This window comes from Kosakonia sp. H7A, assembly GCF_003028445.1.
In the GTDB taxonomy this organism is placed as follows: Bacteria; Pseudomonadota; Gammaproteobacteria; order Enterobacterales; family Enterobacteriaceae; genus Kosakonia; species Kosakonia radicincitans.
This window is the reverse complement of the sequence record NZ_PYTZ01000008.1, coordinates 44,519-70,121: the sequence shown is the minus strand read 5'-3', so window position 1 is coordinate 70,121 and position 25,603 is coordinate 44,519. Positions and strand designations below refer to the sequence as shown.

At 57.9% G+C, this 25,603-nt stretch carries 20 protein-coding genes; 13 read left to right on the top strand and 7 right to left on the bottom strand.

Annotated elements, in window-relative coordinates:
• The first annotated feature begins 8 nt into the window (after positions 1–8).
• From CWM66_RS21820 to CWM66_RS21800, 5 genes are read left to right on the top strand one after another with little or no spacing between them, the layout of a single operon-like run.
• A complete protein-coding gene (locus CWM66_RS21820; RefSeq protein ID WP_071921301.1) occupies positions 9–1,082 on the top strand; it encodes an ABC transporter permease in 1,074 nt (357 codons plus the stop codon).
• Complete coding sequence (locus tag CWM66_RS21815; RefSeq protein ID WP_107147291.1) at positions 1,079–2,011, top strand: ABC transporter permease; 933 nt, start codon at positions 1,079–1,081, stop codon at positions 2,009–2,011. Before CWM66_RS21820 ends, CWM66_RS21815 begins: the two co-directional genes overlap by 4 nt.
• Positions 2,004–2,870 carry an ABC transporter ATP-binding protein gene (locus CWM66_RS21810; protein WP_107147290.1) on the top strand — a complete coding sequence of 289 codons (867 nt, stop codon included), beginning with the start codon at positions 2,004–2,006 and terminating at the stop codon, positions 2,868–2,870. The genes CWM66_RS21815 and CWM66_RS21810 overlap by 8 nt, the downstream gene beginning before the upstream one ends.
• A complete protein-coding gene (locus CWM66_RS21805; protein ID WP_107147289.1) occupies positions 2,867–3,631 on the top strand; it encodes an ABC transporter ATP-binding protein in 765 nt (254 codons plus the stop codon). The genes CWM66_RS21810 and CWM66_RS21805 overlap by 4 nt, the downstream gene beginning before the upstream one ends.
• Before the next feature lie 31 nt (positions 3,632–3,662).
• Positions 3,663–4,985, top strand: a complete 1,323-nt coding sequence (locus CWM66_RS21800) for an MmgE/PrpD family protein (protein WP_107147288.1) — start codon at positions 3,663–3,665, stop codon at positions 4,983–4,985.
• A gap of 79 nt (positions 4,986–5,064) precedes the next feature.
• Here CWM66_RS21800 and CWM66_RS21795 read toward each other — a convergent pair whose 3' ends face one another.
• From CWM66_RS21795 to CWM66_RS21765, 7 genes are all read right to left on the bottom strand, one after another.
• Positions 5,065–8,805 carry a bifunctional nitrate reductase/sulfite reductase flavoprotein subunit alpha gene (locus tag CWM66_RS21795; RefSeq protein ID WP_107147287.1) on the bottom strand — a complete coding sequence of 1,247 codons (3,741 nt, stop codon included), beginning with the start codon at positions 8,803–8,805 and terminating at the stop codon, positions 5,065–5,067.
• An 18-nt stretch (positions 8,806–8,823) separates the two neighbouring features.
• Positions 8,824–11,736, bottom strand: a complete 2,913-nt coding sequence (gene nirB, locus CWM66_RS21790; protein ID WP_107147286.1) for a nitrite reductase large subunit NirB — start codon at positions 11,734–11,736, stop codon at positions 8,824–8,826.
• Between the two features lie 34 nt (positions 11,737–11,770).
• Positions 11,771–12,565: an ABC transporter ATP-binding protein gene (locus CWM66_RS21785; protein ID WP_107147285.1), complete on the bottom strand. Its 795-nt coding sequence runs from the start codon at positions 12,563–12,565 to the stop codon at positions 11,771–11,773.
• Positions 12,566–12,575: 10 nt separating this feature from the next.
• The gene (gene ntrB, locus CWM66_RS21780; protein WP_007370488.1) at positions 12,576–13,460 is read right to left on the bottom strand and encodes a nitrate ABC transporter permease; all 885 of its coding nucleotides are present in this window, start codon (positions 13,458–13,460) and stop codon (positions 12,576–12,578) included.
• Positions 13,461–13,470: 10 nt separating this feature from the next.
• A complete protein-coding gene (locus CWM66_RS21775; protein WP_035890193.1) occupies positions 13,471–14,727 on the bottom strand; it encodes a CmpA/NrtA family ABC transporter substrate-binding protein in 1,257 nt (418 codons plus the stop codon).
• A 284-nt stretch (positions 14,728–15,011) separates the two neighbouring features.
• Positions 15,012–16,274: a nitrate regulatory protein gene (locus tag CWM66_RS21770; RefSeq protein ID WP_007370485.1), complete on the bottom strand. Its 1,263-nt coding sequence runs from the start codon at positions 16,272–16,274 to the stop codon at positions 15,012–15,014.
• A 64-nt stretch (positions 16,275–16,338) separates the two neighbouring features.
• The gene (locus CWM66_RS21765; protein WP_090398564.1) at positions 16,339–16,926 is read right to left on the bottom strand and encodes a TetR/AcrR family transcriptional regulator; all 588 of its coding nucleotides are present in this window, start codon (positions 16,924–16,926) and stop codon (positions 16,339–16,341) included.
• A 113-nt stretch (positions 16,927–17,039) separates the two neighbouring features.
• Between CWM66_RS21765 and CWM66_RS21760 the strand changes: the two genes are divergently transcribed.
• The 8 genes from CWM66_RS21760 (at position 17,040) to CWM66_RS21725 (ending at position 25,602) form a co-directional block, all read left to right on the top strand.
• Positions 17,040–17,627 (top strand): NAD(P)H-dependent oxidoreductase, encoded by a 588-nt coding sequence (locus CWM66_RS21760; RefSeq protein ID WP_107147284.1) that lies wholly within the window; start codon positions 17,040–17,042, stop codon positions 17,625–17,627.
• A 454-nt stretch (positions 17,628–18,081) separates the two neighbouring features.
• Positions 18,082–19,227, top strand: coding sequence for a porin (locus tag CWM66_RS21755; RefSeq protein WP_007370481.1), 1,146 nt, complete (start codon positions 18,082–18,084; stop codon positions 19,225–19,227).
• A gap of 291 nt (positions 19,228–19,518) precedes the next feature.
• Complete coding sequence (locus CWM66_RS21750; RefSeq protein WP_007370480.1) at positions 19,519–19,842, top strand: PTS sugar transporter subunit IIB; 324 nt, start codon at positions 19,519–19,521, stop codon at positions 19,840–19,842.
• A 73-nt stretch (positions 19,843–19,915) separates the two neighbouring features.
• Positions 19,916–21,139, top strand: coding sequence for a PTS N,N'-diacetylchitobiose transporter subunit IIC (chbC, locus tag CWM66_RS21745; protein ID WP_107147283.1), 1,224 nt, complete (start codon positions 19,916–19,918; stop codon positions 21,137–21,139).
• Positions 21,140–21,215: 76 nt separating this feature from the next.
• Complete coding sequence (chbR, locus tag CWM66_RS21740) at positions 21,216–22,055, top strand: transcriptional regulator ChbR (protein WP_107147282.1); 840 nt, start codon at positions 21,216–21,218, stop codon at positions 22,053–22,055.
• A gap of 58 nt (positions 22,056–22,113) precedes the next feature.
• Entirely contained in the window at positions 22,114–23,469 is a 1,356-nt protein-coding gene (locus CWM66_RS21735; protein ID WP_072439100.1) for a 6-phospho-beta-glucosidase, read from the top strand.
• 9 nt (positions 23,470–23,478) lie between these two features.
• On the top strand, positions 23,479–24,240 hold the full coding sequence (chbG, locus tag CWM66_RS21730; RefSeq protein ID WP_072439098.1) for a chitin disaccharide deacetylase: 762 nt from the start codon (positions 23,479–23,481) through the stop codon (positions 24,238–24,240).
• A gap of 222 nt (positions 24,241–24,462) precedes the next feature.
• Positions 24,463–25,602 (top strand): efflux RND transporter periplasmic adaptor subunit, encoded by a 1,140-nt coding sequence (locus CWM66_RS21725; protein ID WP_107147281.1) that lies wholly within the window; start codon positions 24,463–24,465, stop codon positions 25,600–25,602.
• Position 25,603: the final 1 nt, after the last annotated feature.

Genomic DNA, 25,603 nt, shown 5'->3' with positions numbered 1-25,603 from the left:
GGTTGCTGATGTCTCAGGTTATTGCACCGACCACAACCGATAACGCTCCGCCGCCGTGGATGCGCCTGACAGGCCGTATCTTCCGGGGAGCCCTTTCCATCTGCTGTACGCTGCTGGGGCTGGCGGCGCTGACCTTCTTTATCGGTCGGCTGCTGCCTATCGACCCGGTAGTGGCGGTGATTGGCGATAACGCCAGCCACGAAGCCTACGAGAAGATGTATGCGCAACTCGGGCTGAATCAGCCGCTGTGGAAACAGTTTGTCGATTATGTCTGGCAGTTGCTGCACCTGGATTTCGGCACCGCGCTGACCACCAGCCAGCCTGTGGCGCAGGATATCGCCCGCGTCTTTCCGGCAACGCTGGAACTGGCCACGGTGGCGGCGATAATTGGCGTCGGCCTCGGCATTCCCGCCGGGGTTTTCGCCGCAATGTATCGCAACTCGTGGTTTGATCACCTGATCCGTTTTGTCGGTTTGCTGAGTTACTCCACGCCGCACTTCTGGCTGGGGTTAATGGGGCTGCTGCTGTTTTACGCCACCCTTGGCTGGATCGGTGGTCCGGGGCGCATCGACTTTATCTACGAATTCGAGCTACACCCGGTCACCGGATTCTGGCTGCTGGATAGCGCCCTGAGCGGCAACTGGGCGGTATTCAAAAACGTCTTCAGCCACATCATTCTGCCCGCCTCGATCCTCGGGCTGAGCGCGCTGGCGTATATCAGCCGCATGACCCGCAGTTTTATGATCGAGCAGCTTTCCCAGGAGTACATCATCACTGCCCGCGTCAAAGGTTTGTCCTGGGCGCGCTGCGTCTGGGTACACGCGTTTCGCAATATTGCCGTGCCGGTGCTGACCGTGGTGGCGCTCTCCTGGGCGTGGCTGCTGGAAGGGGCGGTATTGACGGAAACCGTCTTCGCCTGGCCCGGTTTTGGCCGCTACCTGACCAACGCTCTGCTGGCGGGCGATATGAATGCCGTGGTCGGCTGCACTCTGCTGACCGGCGCGATTTTTGTCGCCCTTAACCTGTTGTGCGATCTGCTGTACCGCATCTTCGATCCGCGCACGCGACGGGAGGAGCAATGACCGATTCGACCAAATACCTGCGCGCCCATCCGCACCAGGGGCTGCGCGCGTGGCTGCGCGATCCGGCGCCGCAAACCCCGTTGCAAGCCAGAGTGCAGCTTAGCTGGATCCAGTGGCGACGTTTTTGCGCCAACCACTCCGCGCTGTTTGGCCTGCTGGTGCTGCTGATCATTGTTGCCGCCGCGCTGTTTGCGCCGTGGCTGGCAAACCACGATATCTACGCGCAAAACCTGGCGCTGCGCCTGCAGCCCCCGAGTGCGGAGCACTGGCTCGGCACCGATGAACTGGGGCGCGACATCTTCAGCCGCCTGCTTTATGGCGCGCGCATCACGCTCTATATCACCGGGTTGACGGCGCTGATTATCACCCCGCTCGGGCTGGTGATTGGCGCCACGGCGGGCTATCTCGGCGGGCGCGTCGATACGCTGCTGATGCGGCTGGTGGATATCTTTCTTGCCTTCCCCAGTCTGATCCTCGCACTGGCGTTTGTCGCTGCCCTCGGCCCCGGCATTGAGAATGCGATTATCGCCATTTCCCTCTCCGCCTGGCCGCCGATTGCCCGCCTGGCACGCGCTGAAACGCTGGCTATCCGCAAGATGGATTACATCGCCGCGGTGCGCTTACAGGGCGCATCGGCGTGGCACATCATTTTGCGCCACGTGATGCCAATGTGCCTGCCGTCGGTGGTAGTGCGCGTCACGCTCAATATGGCGGCGATTATTCTCACCGCCGCCGGGCTTGGCTTTCTTGGCCTTGGTGCGCAAGCACCCAGCCCGGAATGGGGTGCGATGCTGGCCTCCGGGCGCGAATTTATGCTGAACAATGGCTGGATTGCCGCCATTCCCGGTTTAGCGATTTTGTTTACCAGCCTGGCCTTTAACCTGCTCGGCGATGGCCTGCGCGATGTAATGGATATCCGCCATGAATAATCCACTGCTGGAAGTAGAAAACCTGAGCATCCTGTTTAAAGGGGCGCACGAAGATAACCTCGCGGTGCGCGACGTGAGCTTTCAGGTAGGGCGGGAAAAGGTCGCGATTGTCGGCGAATCCGGTTCAGGGAAATCACAGACCTGCCGTGCCCTGCTGAAGCTGACGCCGAAAATCGGCCAGGTGCGGGCCGCTAAAATGCGTTTCGGTGAGTTCGATCTGCTGAACGCCAGCGAACGGCAAATGCGCACTATTCGCGGCAACCGCATTTCGATGATCCTGCAAGACCCGCGCTTTTCGCTGAATCCGTTAATGCGCATTGGCGATCAGGTGGCGGAAGCCTGGCGTTTACACCGTCGCGTCAGCAAAGAAGAAGCCCACGCCCGCGCGCTGGAGATGCTAGAGTCGGTGCATATTCGCGAGGTGGCGAAAGTCGCCCGCCTCTACCCGCACGAAATCTCTGGCGGTATGGGGCAGCGGGTGATGATCGCCATGATGTTGATCCCGGAACCGGATCTGATCATCGCCGACGAACCAACCTCGGCGCTGGATGTCACGGTGCGCCGCCAGGTGCTCAGCATTCTTGATGAGCAACTGCAACGCCGCCAGACCGGGCTGCTGTTTATCACTCATGATTTAAACCTGGTGTCGCGTTTCTGCGACCGGGTGCTGGTGATGTACGCCGGGCGCATTGTCGAAGAGATCCGTGCCAGCGAACTTGACCAGGCCTGTCATCCCTATACTCAGGCGCTGCTCGCCAGCCAGCCCCGGCTGCGCGAACCGGTAGAAACGCTGCGCGTGCCGACGCGCGATCCCGCCTGGCTCTACGGCCCCAGTTACCGCAATGGAGTAGCCCAATGAACCCGATCCCGACAACCGAACGCGCCGTTGAAATGGTCAATCTCGCCATCGCTTTTGGTCAGGGCAACCAGCGCCGCCAGGTGGTGAACGATGTCAGCCTGATTCTGGCGCGCGGTGAAAGTTACGGCCTGATTGGAGAATCCGGCTGTGGAAAATCCACCATTCTGCGGGCGCTGGCCGGGCTGAACCCGGACTATCACGGCCATATTTTGTTTAATAACCGTGAACAACAGCCGCACCGCGATAAAGCCTTTTACCGTCAGGTGCAGATGGTTTTTCAGGATCCGTATGCCTCGCTGCACCCGCGAAAAATGGTGTGGGCCAGCCTGCGCGAGCCGCTAAAACTGCACGATATGGATCGGCACGAAGCGCGGATCAGCGAGGTGCTGCATGCAGTCGGCCTCTCTGACGCTTTTCGCTACCGCTATCCGCACCAGCTCTCCGGCGGCCAGCGCCAGCGCGTGGCGATTGCCCGCGCGTTGATCCTCGAACCGTCGGTTCTGCTGCTTGATGAGCCTACTTCCGCGCTGGATGTTTCTGTCCAGGCGGAGATCCTCAACTTACTCAGCCGCATGCGCCAGCAGCGCAACCTGACCTACCTTTTGGTCACCCACGATTTGGCGGTGGTTACCCACCTTTGCGAACGCATTGGCGTGATGTATCAGGGGAAATTGCTGGAAGAGATTAGTGCGGCGCGTTTACGAAAGGGCGACGCGCAAGAAACCTATACCCGTGAGTTTCTCGCGGCGAGTGAAGCATAAGCGCCATCTGGCGTCGGAAGGAGTTGGCATCATGACACTGATCGAAACGCTGGTGCGCTGGTGCGCCGCACCGCAGCCCTTTAGCGAGCGGGCAAAAACGCTGGCGCGCGAAGCCATTACCGATACGCTGGCCTGCATGGTCGCCGGGCAGAATGACTTTTCCACCCGCGCGGTAAGCGAGGCGTGGCACGATTCGCCGCGCAGTGCCGCACAGGCGGCGCTGGTGAACGCTACCGCTGCGCACGCCATCGACTATGACGATAATTTTACGCCGGGCATGAGCCACGCTTCCGCCGTACTGCTCCCGGCTCTATTACCGGTGGCACTGGCGCAGAACAGCAGCGGCGCGGAGCTGATTGCCGCTTATCTGGTGGGTTTGCAGGCGCAGGCGTTTATTGGTGAAGCGACCGGTTACGGCCATTACACCGCCGGATGGCACGGCACATCGACCATTGGCTGCATCGGTAGCGCCGCAGGCGTGGCAGCGCTGATGGGGCAAGATGCGCCAGGCATTGCCCGCACGCTGAGCATAGCGGTCAGCATGGCCAGCGGCGTAAAAGGCCAGTTCGGCACGCCGCTCAAACCGTTTCATGCTGGTATGGCCGCGCGTAACGCCGTTGAAGCTGCAACCCTTGCCCGCACGGGGATGCACGGCAGGCTGGATATTTTTGAATGCCCGCAGGGTTTTGCCGAACTCTATGCCGGAACGCTGAGCCAGCCGGGCTGGCTTAACGACCGACAGCATGTGATTGAGCGCATCGGCGTCATGCCGAAAAAACACCCCTGTTGCGGCTCGACGCACCGCATTCTGGATGCGATTGCCGATTTGCAGGCGCAACAGCTCTTCCATACCGATGAAGTTGAACAGGTGCACTGCCAGGTGGGCATTGCCAACTGGCGCAACCTGGCGTACCCGCAACCCGCTGACGAAATGCAGGCGCGGTTTTCCATGCCTTACTGCGTGGCGGTGATGCTGGAAAAAGGGGCGCTCAGCGTTTCGGATTTCACGCCGCAGGCCGTTGCTGCGCAGAGCGATGCGCAGAAACTGGCGCGTATTACCATGAGCCACTGGACAGCAGAGCAGGAAAATGAAAACGCCGCACTGCCGCATACGCTGACGGTAACGCTTAAAGATGGCCGCACGCTTCGCCACTCGCGCTGGCAGGCAAAAGGCGTGCTGGAGGAGCCGTTCAGCGAGGCGGAACGGCAGACGAAATTCCTCGATTGCTGCGCGTATCTGCCCGATGCGCAGGCGCTTTACCAGCAATTAGCGGATCTGGAACAAACGCGCGATATCGATTTTCTGCGCCGGATGATGGTCACCTGCCGCCCTTCGCTACCGGTTGATGCATAAGCCAGCATCGCCCTGCGGTTGCCGGGTTCCACAGAGCTTTGCCAGACTGCTGGTGATGATAAGCCGCCGCCGTAAACCACTAATAGACATCCCGCAGGTAGCGTTTCTCGCGCGCCAGTGCCGCCACCCAGTCGCTGGCCTCATCGGCGCGCATGCCGCCAAAGGTTTGCACCACCTGCTTTAACGCCGCGTCGACATCTTTCGCCATCTGGCTGGCATCGCCGCAGACATAAAAACAGGCACCGTCGCACAGCCAGCGCCACAGCTCAGCCCCCTCTTCCACCATGCGATGCTGCACGTAGATTTTTTCCGCCTGATCGCGGGAAAACGCCGTGCTCAGGCGGTGCAGAATGCCGTCGCGCTGCCAGGCTTCCAGCTCCTCCTGATACCAGAAATCCGTTGCCGCATGCTGCTCGCCAAAGAATAACCAGTTGCGGCCCGGCGCAGCGGTGGCCTGCCGTTCCTGTAAGAAGCCGCGAAACGGCGCGATACCGGTGCCCGCGCCAACCATAATCACCGGCGTTTGCGGGTTGGCGGGCAGACGGAAGTGCGGCGACGAGTGAATAAATACTGCCGCGCTGGTCGCCCGGTCGGCGAGAAACGTTGAGCAGACGCCACCGCGCTGATTCCCTTCACCATAACGCACCGTCGCGACCGTCAGCGCTACCTGCTGCGGCGAAACCTTTGGGCTGGAAGAAATGGAGTAGAAGCGCGGCTGTAAACGGCGCAGCACCGACAACCACGCCTGCGCCGACGCGCGAACCGGGGACATCTGCAGCAGATCGCTAAGCTGGCGTCCCCACAGCCACTGCGATAATTCCCCGGTGTTGTCGAGCCGCGTTTTTAGCGCCGCGTTGCCGGTCTGTTCACAGACAAACCGCATGATTTCCGGAGTAATGCGCGTGATATCCATCTCGTTGGTCAGCGCTTCACGTAACGTCATTTCACCTTTATCACTCAGTTGTACCGGCGTTTGTGCATCCAGTTCCAGCAGACGCAGTATCTGATCAACCTGCTGCGGGCAGTTGATCGGCCAGACGCCGAGCGCATCGCCCGCCTCGTAATGCATGCCGCTGCCTTGCAGATCAAAAACCACCTGGCGGATCTCTTTTTGCGCCACCGACGCGTTCAGCCGCTGATTGACTACCAGCGGAACAGTTAACGGCTGATGGCGGCTAAAGCTAGGCTTTGGTTGCGTTTCGCCGGTTTCCGCGATGACCTCACCGAGCAGCGCGCGCTGCACCGCATTCAGCCACTGCTGCGCTGGCACATTATCGCCAGCATCGCATTCATGGCGCGCCACCAGCCGCTGAGCGCCCAGCGCTGCCAGACGGGCATCAAGCTTGCGGCCAAAGCCGCAAAACCGATCGTAGCTGGTGTCGCCAAAGGCCAGCACGGAAAAGGCGATACCGGTAAGTTCAGGCGCGCTGTCGCTTTCCAGCGCGGCCCACAGCGCCGCGCCATTGTCCGGCGGATCGCCATCGCCGAAGGTACTGGCAACCAGTAATACGTGCGAGGCGGCGGCAATATCGGCCACGCCGACGCTCTCCATTCCCCGCAGTTTTACCGCCTGCCCGGCATCGAGAAAATGCCCGGCGCAGCGGCGGGCAAAGGCCTGCGCATTGCCGGTCATTGACGCCCACAGCACCAGCAGCACGCCCGGCGTGGCTTGCGCGGTTACGGCGTTTTTTTCGCTCATCACCGGCTGCTGCGCGCTGCGCGTCATCGCGACGGCGGCATGTTTCAGTTCCGGTTGCAGTGAAATGGGATCGATGGCGTCGCTGGTCACCGCATTGATTGCCAGCCTGTCGCCAAACAGATCGTTCCAGTGAAACGGCGCGAAACAGGTGCCGGGGCTGACCCGATCGGTGATCACCGCAGGTAGCGTCGCCAGCCCGCGCCGGGAGCGAATATCCACATGATCATTTTCTCGAATGCCGAGCCGTTCGGCATCCTGTGGTGCGATTTCAACAAACGGACCAGGGTTAAGCTGATTGAGCATCGGGATCTTCCCGGTTTTCGTCAGGGTATGCCACTGGTGCTGGACGCGCCCGGTATTCAGCACCAGCGGAAATTCGTCATCCGGCATCTCCACGGGTGCCAGATCCGGGCGGGCGAAGAATTGCGCCTTGCCGCTGGCGGTGGCGAAACGCACCCGCGCCGTGGCGCAGTGCTGCAGATAACGAATCGGGTGGCGTTGCTGTGTGTCATCCGGCGGGCACGGCCATTGCAACGGCATCTCGCGCAGCCGCGCATGGCTGGCACCGCGAATATCATAGCCGGTTTCCGGGTTATACGACTGGCGGATCTCGTCGAAGACTTCGGCGGCGCTGGCATAGGTAAAGCCATCGGCATAGCCCATTTCGCAGGCCACGCGGGCGATAATTTGCCAGTCGGCCAGCGCCTCGCCCGGCGGCAACACCGCCTGCTGCATCAGCGTCATGGTGCGTTCGGAGTTGATCATCACCCCTTCCGCTTCCGCCCACAGCGCGCCCGGCAGCAAAATATCGGCATAGCGGTTGGTTTCGGTATCGAGAAACGCATCCTGGGTGATCACCAGTTCCGCCTGCTGTAGCGCGGCAATCACCTGCTGGCGATTGGGGACCGTGGCGACCGGGTTAGTGCAGATTATCCAGCAGGCTTTAATTTTCCCGGCGCGCATCTCATCGAACATCGACACCGTGCCGTGGCCGCTATCGCTGCGCAATGAACCCGGTGGGCGCTGCCAGAGTTGCTCGACAAAGGCTCTGTCTTTTTCCACCAGCAGCGAGCGCTGGCCGGGCAATCCTGCGCCCATATAGCCCACTTCGCGCCCGCCCATCGCGTTTGGCTGCCCGGTCAGCGAGAACGGGCCGCTGCCGGGACGGCAAATCGCCCCTGTTGCCAGATGCAAATTGCACAGCGCATTGGTGCTCCAGGTGCCGTGGGTGCTCTGGTTCAGCCCCATCGTCCAGCAACTCATCCACTCGGTGGCTTCGCCAATCCACTGTGCCGCCTGGCGAATGTCCGCCTCCGCCAGCCCGGTACGTTCGGCCACCTGCTGCGGTAAATAGTCCTGCAAGAAATCCGGCATCGCCTGCCAGCCTTCGGTGCAATGTTCAATAAACGCCTCGTCGATCTGGCCGTTCTGCACCAGTAACCCGAGCAAACCGTTCAGCAAAGCGAGGTCGGTGCCGGGTTTGATCTGCAAAAACAGCGAGGCTTTCTCCGCCGTGGCGGTGCGGCGGGGATCGACGACAATCAGCTTTGCCCCGGCTTTGACTCTGTCCATCATGCGCAGAAACAGGATCGGGTGGCAGTCGGCCATGTTTGCGCCGATCACCAGAAAGAGATCGGCGCGATCGAAATCATCATAAGATCCCGGCGGCCCGTCAGCCCCCAGCGACAGCTTATAGCCGCTGGCGGCGCTGGCCATGCACAGCCGCGAGTTGGACTCGATATGTTGCGTGCCGATAAACCCCTTTGCCAGCTTGTTCGCCAGATACTGCGCTTCCAGCGACATCTGCCCGGACACATACAGCGCCAGCGCATCAGGGCCATGATTATCGATAATGGCGCGCAACCGTTGTGCGGTTTGCGTGATGGCGCTGTCGATGCCGACCGGCACCGACTCCTGCTGGCGCGAAGTGCGCAGCCATGCGCGATCCAGCCTGCCCGCTGCGGTAATCGCCTGCGCACAGCTTTTACCTTTGGTGCATAAACGCCCCTGATTGGTGGGGTGCGTTTTATCCCCTACTACGTTGATAATGCGCTGGTTTTCCACTTTCATAACCAGCCCGCAGCCTACCCCGCAATAAGGGCATACACTTTTTAGATCCATTTTTGCCCCCGTTGCGGCTTATGACGCTTCGGCAATCGCCGGGAAAGTGCTCTCTGCCAGCGGCTGGCGATGAACCCAGATATGCCCGTCGATAATGTTGACCGGCCAGACGCGCACCCGCAGCGTGGCATCGTCGAGGCTGACGCCGTCGCACAGTCGGAAACGCTGTTTGTAGAGCGGCGAAATCACGATCGGTTCGCCCTCTTTATCGCCCACCAGACCGCGCGCCAGCACATTGGCTTCGCTGCCCGGTTCGCGATTGTCCAGCGCGAAAATCTGCGCCTCGCTTGCGGGCAGATGGAACAGCGCAATCTGTTGCTGACCCAGACGCGCGGCAACCCCGCTGTTGGCCGGAATATCCGCCACCGCGCCAACATGCACCCATTCGGCTTCGGCGCCCGGCAGCGTTGTCGCCTGCGCGGGTTTTTCCTCGCTTCTGGCCGGGCGGATCTGCCCGCGCTCCGGCACCATCACCACCGCTTCATCCGGGCGATCGCTGTTGAGGAAGCCGCGGAACAGCAGACGGTTTTCCGCGCTATCGAGCGTGGTTTTCCATTCGCACTGGTAAGCGTCCACCACCTGCTGCATTTCACGCTCCAGCTCCGCGCCAATCTCCAGGCTGTCGTGCAGGATCACCTGTTGTAAGTACGTAAGCCCGCCTTCCATATTGTCGAGCCAGGTGCTGGTGCGCTGCAGGCGATCGGCGGTGCGGATATAGAACATCAACACGCGATCGATGGTGCGGATCAGCGCTTCGCTGTCGAGATCGCTGGCGAACAAGTCCGCATGGCGCGGCTTCATGCCGCCATTGCCGCAGACATAGAGGTTCCAGCCTTTATCGGTGGCGATCACGCCAATGTCTTTGCCCTGCGCTTCGGCGCATTCGCGGGTACAACCGGAAACGGCCATTTTGATTTTGTGCGGCGAGCGCAGCCCCTTGTAGCGGTTCTCCAGGGTGATCGCCATGCCGGTCGAGTCCTGCACGCCGTAGCGGCACCAGGTAGAACCGACGCAGGATTTCACCGTGCGCAGGGATTTGCCGTAAGCATGGCCGGTTTCAAACCCGGCGGCGATCAGCCTCTCCCAGATCGCAGGCAGTTGCTCCAGCCGCGCGCCAAACAGATCCACCCGCTGGCCGCCGGTAATTTTGGTGTAGAGGTTGTAGCGCTGCGCCACTTCGCCAATGGCGATCAAACCCTGCGGCGTGATTTCGCCAGCCGGAATGCGCGGTACCACTGAGTAAGTGCCATCTTTCTGGATATTGGCGAAGAAGCGGTCGTTGGTATCCTGCAACGGTAGATGCTGCGGTTTGAGCAGGTAATCATTCCAGCAGGAAGCCAGCAAAGAGCCGACCAGTGGCTTGCACACTTCACAACCGTGGCCTTTGCCGAAGCGGCTAATCAGTTCATCGAAGCTGCGAATTTCATGCAGGCGGATCAGGTGATACAACTCCTGGCGCGACCAGGCAAAGTGCTCGCAGAGATCTTTTTTCACTTCCACGCCAAGCTGTTGCAGCTCATGCTCCATCACCTGCTTCAGCAACGGCACGCAGCCGCCGCAGCCAGTTCCGGCTTTGGTGCAGCTTTTTATCGCCCCCAGTTCGCTGCAGCCGCCAGCGACCGCCGCAGCAATGTCGCCTTTGCTGACATTGTGACAGGAGCAGATTTGCGCGCTGGCCGCCAGCGCCGCCACGCCGAGGCCTTTCGGCGCATCGCCGGAACGGGCGGGTAAAATCAGCGTTTCCGGCTGCGCGGGCAGCGCCATGCCGTTGAGCATCATTTGCAGCAGCATGCTGTAATCGGCGCTGTCGCCAATCAATACTGCGCCGAGCAGCCGTTTGCCGTCGGCGGAGACAACGATTTTCTTGTAGATTTCACGCGGGCCATCGGTCCACTGATAGCTCTGGCAGCCTTCCGTTTTACCGTGTGCATCGCCGAGCGACGCCACTTCAACGCCGAGCAGCTTCAGTTTGGTGCTCATGTCCGCGCCGGTAAACGGCGTATCGTGCGCCGCCAGTGTGTCCGCCACGCTGCGCGCCATCTGGTAACCGGGCGCCACAAGGCCGAAAATCTGCCCGTTCCACAATGCGCACTCGCCAATGGCGAAAATCGCCGCGTCGGAAGTGCGGCACTGGTCATCAATCACAATGCCGCCGCGCGACCCTTTTTGTAGTTGCGCACTTTCCGCCAGCTCATCGCGCGGGCGAATACCGGCTGAAAAGAGCAGCAGATCGGTCTCCAGCCAGCTACCGTCGGCAAAGCAGAGGCGATGCAGCGCCTGCTCGCCATCAACGATTTCCCGCGTCTCTTTGCGGGTGTGCACCTGCACGCCCAGGGCTTCAATTTTGCGTTGCAGCATCATCGCGCCGCCTTCATCAAGCTGTACCGCCATCAGGCGCGGGGCAAACTCCACCACGTGGGTTTCCAGCCCTAACTGACGCAGCGCGTTGGCCGCTTCCAGCCCCAGCAACCCGCCGCCGATCACCACGCCGCGTTTGGCGTTTTTCGCCTGCGCGGCGATAGCGTCCAGATCGTCAAGCGTGCGGTAAACCAGGCACCCAGGGCGGTTATTGCCACTGATCGGCGGCACGAAGGCGTAAGAACCGGTGGCGAGCACCAGTATGTCGTAATGCGTTTCTGTGCCCTGTTCGTCGCGTAAACAGTGACGTTCGCGGTCGATCGCGACAATTTTGCAGCCGCTGCGCAGAGTGATGCCGCTGTCGGCAAAAAAACCATCGCTGACCAGCGAGAGCGATTCGGCGCTGCGCCCGGCGAAGTATTCCGAGAGGTGGACGCGGTCATAAGCGGGCAGACGCTCTTCGCCGAACACCACGATGTCGTAATGCTGGTGCAGCTCGCGTTCCACCAGCTGTTGCAAAAAATAGTGGCTGACCATGCCGTGCCCAATGACGGCTAAAACCGGCTTTTTCATCATCTGGATCCTTATCGAACAAGTGACAGAGACATCAGGCCGCTTTCGGCTGTTTCTCGTACAGAAATTGCAGAACCTGCTGGCGATAGCGCTGATACTGCGCGTCGTCGGCCAGCGCCACGCGCGAACGCGGACGCTCCAGCGACACGTCCATGATTTCGCCAATCGTTGCCGCCGGGCCGTTGGTCATCATCATCACCCGATCGGAGAGCAGTACCGCTTCGTCAACGTCATGGGTGATCAGCACAATGGTGGTGCGCAGGCGCTGCTGGATCTCCATTACTGCATCCTGCAAATGGGCGCGGGTTAAGGCGTCCAGCGCGCCAAAGGGTTCGTCCATCAGCAATACGGTGGGTTTCATCGCCAGCGCGCGGGCAATGCCGACGCGCTGCTTCATGCCACCGGAGATTTCGTGCGGGCGCTTGTTCCAGGCGTGGCTCATCTGCACCAGATCGAGGTTGTGCATAATCCACTCGTGCATCTCTGCTTTGCTCATTTCGCCGCGAAAAACCTGGCGAACGGCCAGCGCCACGTTGTCATAGGTGGTGAGCCACGGCAGCAGCGAGTGGTTCTGAAACACCACGCCGCGCTCCGGCCCTGGACCATCGATTTCGCGGTTATTGCACAGCAAGCCGCCGCTGGTTGGCCGCGTCAGACCGGCAATCAGGTTTAACAGCGTTGATTTGCCGCAGCCGGAGTGGCCAATCAGGCTTAGAGTTTCACCGGCGTGGATATCAAAGCTGACGTTATCCAGCGCGAGAAACTCGCCGCTGCGGGTGTTGAAACGCTGGCTGACCTGCTGAACCTGAATAATCGGATGGGTACGCATCGTGGCCTCCTTAGCGGCTGGTGTAGTTAAAACGGCTGGCAATCCACATCAGCCCCTGCTCCAGCAGCAGGCCGATCACGCCAATCACCACGATGGCGATAATGATGTTTTGCACATTGAGGTTGTTCCATTCATTCCAGATCCAGAAGCCGATACCGATGCCGCCGGTCAGCATTTCTGCCGCCACAATCACCAGCCAGGCAATGCCAATGGATAAGCGCATGCCGGTGAGAATGCCGGGCAGCGCGGCGGGCAGCAGGATTTTGCGCATGATGGCGAATTCCGAAAGCTTCAGCACCCGCGCCACGTTCAGGTAATCCTGCGGGATCTGCCGCACGCCTTCGGCGGTGTTGAGGATCATCGGCCAGATCGAGCAGATAAAAATCGTCCAACTGGAGGCCGGTTCAGCGCGCTGAAACAGCAGCAAACCAATCGGCAGCCAGGCCAACGGGCTGACCGGGCGCAGCAGCGAGATCAGCGGGTTGAGCATATTGGCGACAAACCGGAAGCGGCCAATCAAAAAGCCCGCCGGAATGCCGACCAGCGCCGCGAGGCCAAAACCGACCGCCACGCGCTGCAACGAGGCCAGCACGTTCCAGCCAATGCCCTGATCGTTCGGCCCGGCGATATAAAACGGGTCGGCAAAGATCTCCAGCGCCGCCTGCCAGGTTTGCCACGGCGTGGGGAAGTTTTTACTGTTGAGCGCCGCTACCTGCCACAGGCAGATCAGCAGGCCAATTCCGAGCAACCCCGGCAGTACGCGCTCCATCAGCGGGCGTAACAGCGGTGAACGACGCGCTACGGGTTTGCTGGGCAGCGTCACAATTTCGGCGGCCATACGCGGCTGCGCCGTCTCTTCGCGAGGAAGGGGGATAATCTGCGCCTGGTTTTTCATAAGCGACCTCCTATTTCTTTACGCTAAAGCCGCTGGCATAGGCGGCAGGGTTGCTGCCATCCCAGCGAATGCCATCGATCAGGACACTGCTGCGCATGTCGCTGCCCGGCAGCGGGACGTTACTGACCGCCGCAGCAGCCTGTTTGTAGATGTCGATGCGGTTAACCTTGCGGGCGACGCCGAGGTAATCCGGATCGCTGGTAAGCAGCCCCCAGCGTTTATGCTGGGTGAGGAACCACATGCCGTCGGAGAGCCACGGATAGTTGACGGAGCCGTCGTGGAAGAAGCGCATCGCGTGCTCATCTTTCCAGCTTTTGCCCAGGCCGTTTTCGTACTGGCCGAGCATGCGCCCGAGAATGGTTTCCTCTTTGGTGTTGAGGTAAGCGCGCCCGGCGATGACCCGCGCCGTTTCGCGGCGGTTATCGTCGGAGGCGTCAATCCAGCGTGAAGCCTCAAGAATGGCGGCAGTCAGCGCACGGGCGCTGTTGGGATTTTTGGCTACCCAGTCTGCGCGGGTGCCGAGCACTTTTTCCGGATGATCCGGCCAGATATCCTGCGTGGTGGTGGCGGTAAAGCCGATGCCATCGCTGATGGCGCGTTGGTTCCACGGTTCGCCCACGCAGTAGCCGACCATGTTGCCGATCTTCATGTTCATCACCATTTGCGGCGGCGGCACCACCACGCTGCGAATGTCAGTGAGCGGGTTGATGCCTGCGCTTGCCAGCCAGTAGTTGAGCCACATGGCGTGCGTGCCGGTGGGAAAGGTCTGGGCAAAGGTATAAGTGCCTGCCGGGCTGGCGGCGATATGTTTTTGCAGCGAGGCTAAGTCATTAACGCCCGCCTCGTGCAACTGGTTCGCCAGCGTGATCCCCTGCCCGTTCTGGTTGATGGTCATCAGCGCCGCCATCTCGGTTTGCGGCCCGGAAAGCCCCATTTGCAGGCCGTAAAGCTGGCCGTAGAGAATGTGCGACGCGTTCAGTTCGCCGGAAACCAGCTTGTCGCGCACCGCGGCCCAACTGGCTTCTTTGCTCGGCACAATGGTGATGCCATATTTTTTGTCGAAGCCTTTAACAGCGGCCATCACCACCGAGGCGCAATCCGTCAGCGGGATAAAACCGACGCGGATTTCGCTCAGTTCCGGCGCATCCGAGCCTGCGGCCCATGCGCGATTGATCACCCCTGGCAATAGCAGGCTGCTGCCCAGCGCCGCGCTGCCCAGTAAAAACTGCCGACGGGAAACCGTCATACCTTTGTTGCCATCGCTCATTGCCACCCTCTTGCTCACCGTTGCGGATGCAAAAAAAAAAACGGCGTCCATAAGCCTGTGCAAAGCTGCACGCTTATGGACGCCGTTGTCCGGTTGACGCAGCACCGACCGCCATTGGCCGATAGTGCGTCTTAATTAATTTCTCAATGGATAAAGCAAGGGCTGTGCCAGAATGCGTGATCACGCTGCAACAGGCGAAATTTCACGCGTTGCGCAAAATTCACCCGTTTGCCGGGCACGTTTTCGCACTGCCGGAGAGCACATTTCGCACCCCGGATGTGCAGCTACTCCTTAGGGGGTAGAGGAAAAACATCCGCGACCGCCAGCATCGCGCCGGCGATCTCCACCAGCTTTTTGTTCTGATTCATCGCCATGCTGCGCAGGGTTTTATAGGCCTCTTCTTCGCTGAGCTGGCGATGCTGCATCAGCAGACTTTTGGCGCGCTCAATCTGTTTGCGTTCGTTGAGCGTTTCCCGCAGCGCCGCCAGTTCGGTATCCAGCGCCTGTAAGCGGCGTGACTGCTGCTGCACCAGCGTTAACAGTGAACGCCCGAGCTGTGGGCGCACGCCGCCGCTCTCCAGCCAGCCGTGATTGTCGATAAACACCGAATAGCGGCTCTCCTCCTCTTCCGGCTGCGGCATCAGGCTTTCGATATCGGCCTGCTGCTGATGGCTGGCCTGTTCAGCGGCGGCAATGCGCGCGCGGCAGTGCGCCATCAGCGTTTGTGCCAGCGCATCTTCCTCGATTTTCATCGCATCAATGCGCTGCGTGGCGAGCGCGAACCAGCGCAAACCGCTGTCCGCCGCAAATCCTTCACGCCCGGTACAGGCAATACGCCGCAGTCGCTCAAACTGGCTGTCGGTCTGCATCTGCTGCCAGCGCAGCCGGTGCGGCTCATCAGCAAAATCGGCAAAGGTGGCGAAGCAGCGCTCCTGTCGCTCAATCAGATCGAGCAGCTTTTGCCGGGTTTCTTCGCTGAATTGCCCGGCGGCAAAGGCGGCAGCGGCAATGGCCCGCTCCTGCCCGGCAAACTCTTTCCCCTGCATAAAGCTGAACATGGCGATCAGCGCACGGGAGATGTCCGGTTCGGCGGCGGTATCAGTGAGTTCAAACACCAGCGACAACAAATGGCGAATGATGTCGTTAAAGAAGCTCATCGCCTGCGGCAGCGGCAGTTTGCGCTGGCGGATTTGCTGGCGCAGCGCGGGCAGCAGGCTGAGCGCGTAAATAACGCTGGCAACGTGGCTGAAGAGGCGGCTGGCCTGCGGGCTGGCGGCAATCTGGCTCTCCAGCGTGTCGAGTTGCGCCAGCAGCGGCGCCTGCGCCCCGGCAACGTCGCGCGCGCGTTGGGATAGCTCATCGGCAAACTGCCCTTCAGCCGCGCAAAGAAACATATTCGAGGTGCCGCGCTCGCGTTGCAGCATATGCACCAGTTGGCTGATTTTGCCTACCAGTTCACCGCGTTGCAGCAGATAACGCAGGCTGTTCAGCTCACACTGGCGTGATGCCAGTAAAAAACGGATGGTGGTTGATGAGTTGGCAATCATGCGCGTGCTCCCCGGAAGTCATGCCGGGTTAATGCAAGCAACGCGCCAGGACGAAAAATCCGCGTTATACGCTGGCCTGCACCATCGCCATAATCACCGCTTTCAGCTCCTCTTTGGCTTGCGCCTCGGTGATGGCGCCCTGCACCGCCGCCCATGACAGCCCTTCCGCCGCGCCGAGCATGGCCCACAAGGCAGCATCACGTAACGGTTTTACGCAAAATGGCGTGAACAGTGCGCGGCACTTCTCAATGAAATCGGCGGCATACTCCTGGCGGATTTTTTCCAGCTCCGGCGTGCCCGCCAGCGCTGCCAGTACGCTGGGCATTTCACGCCCTTGCAGCAGTACGCATTCGATATAGGCGGTGGCGATCACCGTCGCCCGTGGCGCCAGTTCGGCTTTGGTAGTGCGCAGCGCATCATCCATTTTTTGGTTCTGCCGCTGATCGTATTCACGATACAGCGCCGCCAGCAGACCAGAGCGGCTGGTGAAATGGTCGTAAACCACGGGCTTGGTGACACCGGCGAGTTCAGCAAGATGGCTGAGCGTCAGCGCTTCCGTGCCTTCATCACGAATGATTTGCCAGGCCACCGCCACCAGTTGAGTAAAACGCGCTTCCCGCGTGAGTCGCTGCCGTGTGCCTGTTGCGGTCATCCTCTTTCTCCGTTGACAAGGTTATATACCAAAGGTAACTTACTATTGGTAGGTTACTAATGGTATATAAGATTACGTCCGTTCATCGCGGATGGCAACCGAGGAGGTTTCATATGCACGCTTTGATCGTGGTATCGCACCCGCTGGAGAGTTCATTAACGCACGCTCTGGCGCAGGCAGTCGCGGAAGGTATTCGCCAGCAGGGGCAACACTGCGCGGAAATCGCCGACCTGGCGCGAGAAGGGTTTGACCCGCGCTTTTCAGAAGCAGATGTCGCCGCCTTCAATCAAACCGCGCCGCTGCCCGCCGATGTACTCGCCGAACAGGCGCGTATCGCTAACGCCGATGCACTGGTGCTGGTGTTTCCTATTTACTGGTGGACAATGCCGGGGCTGTTAAAGGGCTGGATCGATCGCGTCTTTAGTAACGGCTGGGCCTATGCGGATAGTGGTGAAGGTAAAGTGATTAAAAAGCTCGGCCATTTGCCAATCCATCTTGTGGCGCTGGGCGGTGCCGACCGCCGCACCTTCGAAAAGCATGGTTATGCGCAATCGTGGAACACGCAAATCGCGCACGGGATTTTTGATTACTGCGGCGCGCCGGTGCTGACCAATGCCACGCTGATGCTGCCGGATCTCGGCAGCGCGGAAGCGGCGTTACAACAGGCCGTTGAAATTGGCCGCAACGTCTTTAACCGCTGAGTTTTAGCCGCCGCTCTCCGGCGGCTAAATATTTATTTGGGAGATTTAACAGATCGCTGCGGAATAACTATTTCACTCGCCCCACCGCGAAACATTTCAGGCAAAAAAAAACCGAACATGACTGTTCGGTAAGATATTTCAAGCGCGTTAGTACTACCAGATCTCATTATTGTCCGCACGTTTTACTCTCTGTCAGCAACAAAACGCTTAACAATCTGTGCCTTTATTATGGGCACATATCATTATTAGCAAAACGAGCTTTTTTTCTTTAAAGCGAGAAAAATTACCGCCAGACATGTATTCAGACAAATATAAAAAACAGAAACCAGACGTTACGTTTATATACATTTAAATAAATTAAGCGCACGAATCTCTAATTTTGGAAACAGAACTGTCATATTCGTAAATTACTATGCCCGCGCTAATAGTGAGTAGCATTCCCGAGGAAAAATAAATGAATACTAAATTAAAAATGCTGACAGCCTCGATCGGTGCAGCAGTGGCATTGATGTCTTTCGCAGCGCAGGCAGAAATTACTCTGCTGAAACAGGATCCACAGGCCGACGACCCGCTGAGCCGTCTGAACTTTACCGTCGGGGGGTCTATCCGCCCGCAGTTCGATAACGCGATGGGCAACAGCGACAAAGGCTCGTACAAACGTAACGGCTACGATGGCGGTACCCGTTTTCGTTTCTCCTCCGACTACTATCTGTTTGATGATATTAGCTGGATTAACTATTACGAACTCGGCGTGAACATTCCGGCACTTTTTGACTGGGATAATCACTATGCCGAAGGCACACGAAATACGACCCGCCGTATGCTCTACACCGGGCTGAAAAGTAAAACCTGGGGGACGCTCACCTACGGTCAGCAGAACAGTATTTATTACGATGTCGTGGGTGCGAAAACTGATATCTGGGATTACGACATGAAGGCCCAGGCGCCGGGCAACGGTATCAACGGCGACTACGACGGCTCTTATCGCTCACGTAATATGCTCAAATATAAGAAAACCGTTGGCGACGCGGATATTTATGTCTCTTACCTGTTCAATGATTCCGACTATCTGCCGGGCAACGGCACGCGTTACAAACGTAAAGGCGGCGGTTCACTGGGTGTCGATTATCACCTGACCGATACCCTGACATGGGGTACGGCGTGGAACTACACCCGTGCGGAAATGCGCCTGCCATCAACGGACGACAGCAAAAACTACGATCAGAACATCCTCGGTACCGCGCTGAGCTGGACGCCGGATAACTGGACCTTCTCCTTCGGCGGCGGCTGGTATCAGAACTTCCTGCTGACCAAAAAATCCGACGTGCAAAACTACTTCGCGGGCGATGCGTGGGGGATTGAATACTTTGCCGGTTATAAAATCCCGGTGGGCCAGTACGCGCTTAAATATGTTCAGCCGTACGTGATGGGCGACCGTCTGCAATACACCACTGGTCGCGATTATCAGCGTATTGATAACGGCGTCGGTGTGACTTTCCAGTTGGATTATGGTTTCCGTGTCGATTACGAACACGTGTTTACCTCCAGCAGCGACAACCTGAGCGACATGAATATCGTGCGCCTGCGCTACGACTTCTGATGCACGCCTGCCCCCGGCCTGGGGGCATTTCCTCTCCTGCCACCGCCCCTCTCATCACCAAAGCACAATTTTTAACGATCTATTTACGAAAATGTGAAGATGAACATAGCGCCAGGTCAACCACAGACAATTTTGGCAAGTTGAGAAATATCCTAAGCCGGAAGCGTGCCTTATACTTGTTTCGGACGCAGAAAAAAGTTCTCCCGCTTCGCGGGGCAGCCATTGCAGGAAGCCCTAACGCAGCCTGCATAGGATCTGGCCGACAGAAAATCGCATATTGAGGGACGCATAATGGAAAAAAAACGTATTTATCTGTTTTGTTCAGCGGGTATGTCAACGTCGCTGCTGGTGTCAAAGATGCGTGCGCAGGCGGAAAAATATGAAGTACCGGTCATTATTGAAGCATTTTCTGAGTCTCTGGCCGCAGAAAAGGGGCCGCAGGCGGATGTGGTATTGCTCGGCCCGCAAATTGCGTGGAAGTTAGCGGACATTCAACAATTGCTGCCGAATAAACCAGTCGAAGTGATTGACTCGCTGCTGTACGGCAAAGTTGATGGTCTGGGCGTGCTGAAAGCGGCCGTCGCTGCCATTAAACAGGCCGCCGCCAATAATTAACGTCTCTTATTACTGAGTTATTCCCTCACACTGCGCCGCAATAACCTGTTGCGGTATTTAAGGGTATTTTTCTATGAGTAATGCGATTGCTTCACTTGAAAAGATACTTCTTCCTTTTGCGGTTAAATTAGGAAAACAGCCTCACGTTAATGCGATTAAAAATGGCTTTATTCGTTTAATGCCATTAACGCTCGCGGGTGCGATGTTTGTTTTAATTAATAACGTATTTTTAAGTTTTGGCGAAGGATCGTTTTTCTATTCGTTAGGCATCCGCCTGGATGCCTCGGCCATTGAAACGCTCAACGGTTTAAAAGGTATTGGCGGCAACGTCTATAACGGCACGCTGGGCATTATGTCGTTAATGGCGCCGTTCTTTATTGGTATGGCGCTGGCGGAAGAACGCAAAGTTGATGCGCTGGCCGCCGGGTTATTATCCATTGCCGCTTTTATGACCGTCACACCTTATAGCGTCGGCGAAGCTTATGCCGTTGGCGCAAACTGGTTAGGCGGGGCGAATATTATTTCCGGGATGATTATTGGCCTGGTAGTCGCCGAATTGTTTACCTTTATTGTGCGGCGCAACTGGGTGATTACGTTGCCGGAGAGCGTGCCCGCTTCGGTGGCGCGTTCGTTTTCCGCGCTGATCCCCGGCTTTATTATTCTGTCGCTGATGGGCATTGTCGCCTGGGCGCTGACGCATTTCGGCACCAACTTCCACCAGCTGATTATGGATACCATCTCCACGCCGCTGGCCTCGCTCGGCAGTATTGTCGGCTGGGTGTACGTGCTGTTTGTGCCGCTGCTGTGGTTCTTTGGTATTCACGGTTCGCTGGCGCTGACCGCGCTGGACAGCGGCATTATGACGCCGTGGGCGCTGGAAAATATCGCCGTTTATCAGCAGTACGGCTCCGTTGATGCGGCGCTGGCCGCTGGCAAAACGTTCCATGTCTGGGCCAAGCCGATGCTGGATTCGTACATTTTTCTGGGCGGCAGCGGCGCGACGCTCGGGCTGATTATCGCCATCTTCTTCGCCTCCCGGCGGGCGGATTATCGCCAGGTGGCGAAACTGGCGCTGCCTTCCGGCCTGTTCCAGATTAACGAACCGATTCTGTTCGGCCTGCCGATTATCATGAACCCGGTGATGTTTATCCCGTTTATTCTGGTGCAACCGATCCTCGCCGCCATCACCCTGCTGGCCTATTACAGCGGCATTATTCCACCGATCGCCAACAAAGCGCAGAACGTGATTGATCAGGAAGAGAGCGAAGAAGATATCGCCGCGGCGCTGAAGTTCTGAAGCCAGGGCGGTGGCTTGAGGTAAGTGCGCTTATCCTTAAGCCACCGCCCGATGTAAAACGCGTAAGGAGTTAACCATGCAGCCACAGATCAACACGCAGGGAATTAAAACGGTTCGCGAGCAGCAGCTCTTCAACGGTAAAAATTTCCATGTGTTTATCTACAACAAAACCGAGAGCGCGAGCGGGCTGCATCAGCATGATTACTATGAATTTACACTGGTTCTCACCGGCCGTTACTACCAGGTGATCAACGGAAAACGTGTGCTGCTGGAGCGCGGCGATTTTGTGTTTATCCCGCTCGGCTCGCACCATCAAAGTTTTTACGCGTTCGGCGCGACGCGCATTCTGAATGTCGGCATCAGCAAGCCGTTCTTTGAACAGCACTATCTGGCGCTGCTGCCCTTCTGCTTTGTCGCTTCGCAGGCCTATCGCACCAGCAATGCCTTTATGGCCTATGTCGAAACGGTCATCGCTTCGCTGAATTTCCGCGAAAACGGGCTGGATGAGTTTATCGAAGCCGTCACGTTCTACGTGATTAACCGGCTGCGCCACTACCGGGAAGAGCCGGTCATGGATGACGTTCCGCAATGGCTGAAAACCACCGTCGAAACGATGCACGATAAAACGCAGTTTGGCGAAAATGCGCTGGAAAATATGATCCAGCTGGCGGGCAAATCCCAGGAGTATCTGACCCGCGCCACCCGCCGCTATTACCGCAAAACACCGATGCAGATTATTAATGAAATCCGCATCGATTTTGCGAAAAAGCAGCTGGAAATGACCAACTATTCGGTGACGGATATTGCCTGGGAGGCTGGCTACAGCAGCCCCAGCTTATTTATCAAAACTTTCAAAAAAATGACCTCATTTACGCCCAATAACTATCGCAAGCGATTAACGGAAATCAATCAGTAAGGTGACGGGCGCGTTTCATTGCCCGCTGTCATTCATGACCGAATTCAAGGGAGAATTTATGAGCCAGAAATTAAAAGTCGTCACCATTGGCGGCGGGAGTAGCTACACCCCGGAATTACTGGAAGGTTTTATTAAGCGCTACCATGAATTACCGGTTTCTGAATTATGGCTGGTCGATGTCGAAGAGGGGCAAGAGAAGCTGGATATTATTTTTGCGCTCTGCCAGCGCATGGTGGAAAAAGCGGGTGTACCGCTGAAAGTCTATAAAACGCTGAACCGCAGGGAAGCATTGCAGGGCGCAGATTTTGTCACCACACAACTGCGCGTCGGTCAGTTGAAAGCGCGCGAACTCGATGAGCGGATTCCGCTCAGCCACGGTTATCTGGGGCAGGAGACCAACGGCGCGGGCGGTTTGTTTAAAGGGCTGCGCACCATTCCGGTGATTTTCGACATTATTAAAGATGTGGAAGCGATTTGCCCGAACGCGTGGGTTATCAATTTCACCAACCCGGCCGGAATGGTCACCGAAGCCGTTTATCGCCATACCGGTTTTAAGCGTTTTATTGGCGTCTGCAATATTCCCATCGGCATGAAAATGTTTATCCGCGATGTGCTGAACCTTGCCGACAGCGACGAACTGGCGATCGATCTGTTTGGCCTCAACCATATGGTGTTTATCAAAGATGTGCTGGTCAACGGCACGTCGCGCTTTGCCGAACTGCTCGACGGCGTCGCGTCCGGCAGGCTGAAAGCCTCGACGGTGAAGAACATTTTCGACCTGCCGTTTAGCGAAGGGTTAATCCGCGCGCTCAATCTGCTGCCCTGCTCTTACCTGCTCTATTACTTCAAGCAAAAAGAGATGCTGGCGATAGAGATGGGCGAATATTACAAAGGCGGCGCGCGGGCGCAGGTGGTGCAGCAGGTTGAGAAGCAACTGTTTGAGCTTTATAAAGATCCGGCGCTCAAAGAGAAGCCGAAGGAACTGGAGCAGCGCGGTGGCGCGTACTACTCCGATGCCGCCTGCGAAGTGATCAACGCCATCTATAACGATAAGCAGGCCGAACACTATGTGAACATCCCGCATCACGGACATGTAGAAAATATCCCGGCGCACTGGGCAGTCGAGATGACCTGCATTCTCGGGCGCAACGGCGCGACACCCCATCCGCGCGTGACGCAGTTTGACGAAAAAGTGCTTGGGCTGATTCACACCATTAAAGGTTTCGAAGTGGCCGCCAGCAAGGCGGCGCTGAGCGGTGAATTTAACGATGTGCTGCTGGCGCTCAATCTCAGCCCGCTGGTGCATTCGGATCATGATGCGGAACTGCTGGCGCGTGAAATGCTGCTGGCGCATGAAAAGTGGCTGCCCAACTTTGCTGAGTGCATCGGCAAGCTGAAAGCGTCACCGCGTTAAGGAACGGCTATGGAACGCTTATTGATTGTTAACGCGGACGATTTTGGTCTCAGCAAAGGGCAAAACTACGGCATTGTCGAGAGCTTTCGTCACGGCGTGGTGACGTCCACGACCGCGCTGGTCAACGGCGCGGCGATTGAGCATGCGGCGCAGCTGAGCCGTGAACTGCCCGCTCTTGCGGTAGGTATGCACTTTGTACTGACGCTGGGCCAGCCGTTAACGCCTATGCCCGGCCTTGCCCGGCAGGGCGAACTGGGAAAATGGATCTGGCAAATGGCCGAAGCCGATACATTACCGCACGCAGAAATCGCCGAAGAACTGGCGAGCCAGTACCAGCGCTTTGTTGCGCTTTTTGGCCGCGAACCGACGCATCTGGACAGCCATCACCATGTGCATATGATCCCGCAGATCTTGCCGATTGTGGCGCAGTTTGCCGCCGTGCGCGGGTTGCCGCTGCGCCTCGATCGCCCGGCAGGATTACCCGCCAGCGATTTGCCGGCTGGGCTTCGCAGTACCGAGGGTTTCAGCAGCGGCTTTTATGGCGAGGCGATTTCTGACGCGCTCTTTTTACAGGAGCTGGATGCCTCAGCCGCGCGCGGCGAGGATTCGCTGGAGATGATGTGTCACCCGGCGTTTGTCGATAACACCATCCGCCAGAGCAGCTATTGCTACCCGCGTTTAACCGAACTGGAGGTGCTGACCTCGCTGTCGCTGAAATACGCCATTGCTGAACGCGGCTACCGGCTCGGCAACTTCCGCGATCTGACATAGCGCCTTTTGCGGCGCGCGCTGCGCCGCATTTCCCCGCTGGCCGCGACCTTGGCTCAGCCTTTCATTCGAAATTTCACGCACTCTTTTCATGGATTTCGCACCTTAAACGTATCCGCCTGTAAGCAAATATCCTTTATATCTTCACTTTTCCTCGTATATTTTTTCGCCTTCATTTTGCTATCCTCCCGCATGAGAATGAACGTTCATTACTGAGGTTTGCAAATGGCATTGAAAAGAATAATGGTGGCCGTACTGGCATGTCTGATTGTCGCCTGCGACCAAAAACCGGAAACGAATGCAGGTGCGATGGCAATGCAAGTTGGCGTGGTCACGCTGAAGGCCGAACCGGTAACACTATTCAGTGACCTGACAGGACGCGTCACTGGCACCATGGTTTCTGATGTTCGCCCGCAAGTCGAAGGCATCATCAAGAAACGGTTATTTAAAGAAGGAGACGATGTTGTCGCGGGCCAGGTGCTATACGAAATTGACCCGGCAACGTATCAGGCAAGCTACGATGAAGCCATCGCCCAGTTGCAGAATGCAGTGGCGATTGTTAACAGCAGCAAACTGAAAGCCGAGCGTTATGCCGCATTGGTGAAAGAGAATGGCGTATCTCGTCAGGATGCGGACGACGCCATGGCCACCTACAAACAAAACGTGGCTTCCGTCGCGCAGTATCGCGCCGCCGTGGAGAGCGCCAAAATCAACCTCGGTTACACCAAAGTCAGAGCGCCGATTTCCGGTCGCATTGGTATTTCCTCCGTTACGCCTGGCGCGCTGGTCACCGCCAGCCAGACCACGGCGCTGGCAACCATCCGTACCCTTGATCCGATTTACGTCGATTTAACACAATCGAGCACGCAACTGCTGAAACTGAAAAAACAGCAGTTGCAGAACAGCGATAATACGGTTCCCGTTACCGTGACGCTGGATGACGGCAGCCAGTATCAGCATCCTGGTAAACTGGAGCTGACCGAAGTCTCTGTTGATGAGTCCACCGGCAGCGTGACGCTGCGCGCCGTCTTCCCGAACCCGGAACACGATTTGCTGCCGGGCATGTTTGTGCGCGCTACCGTCAGTAACGGCGTGCGCAGCGAAGCGATCCTTGCGCCGCAGCAAGGGATCACGCGCGATGCCAAAGGCAACGGCACTGCGCTGGTGGTGAATAAAGAGAATAAAGTGGAAAGTCGCGAGGTGGTTACCGACCGGGTGATCGGCAATAAATGGCTGATAACTCAAGGGTTACAGAGCGGTGACCGGTTAATTACCGAAGGCACCAGCAAAGTGCAGGCTGGCATGACAGTGAAAGCGGTGGAAGTCGGCGCTACCGAATCCAGTGATGGAAACGGAGGGAAGTAAT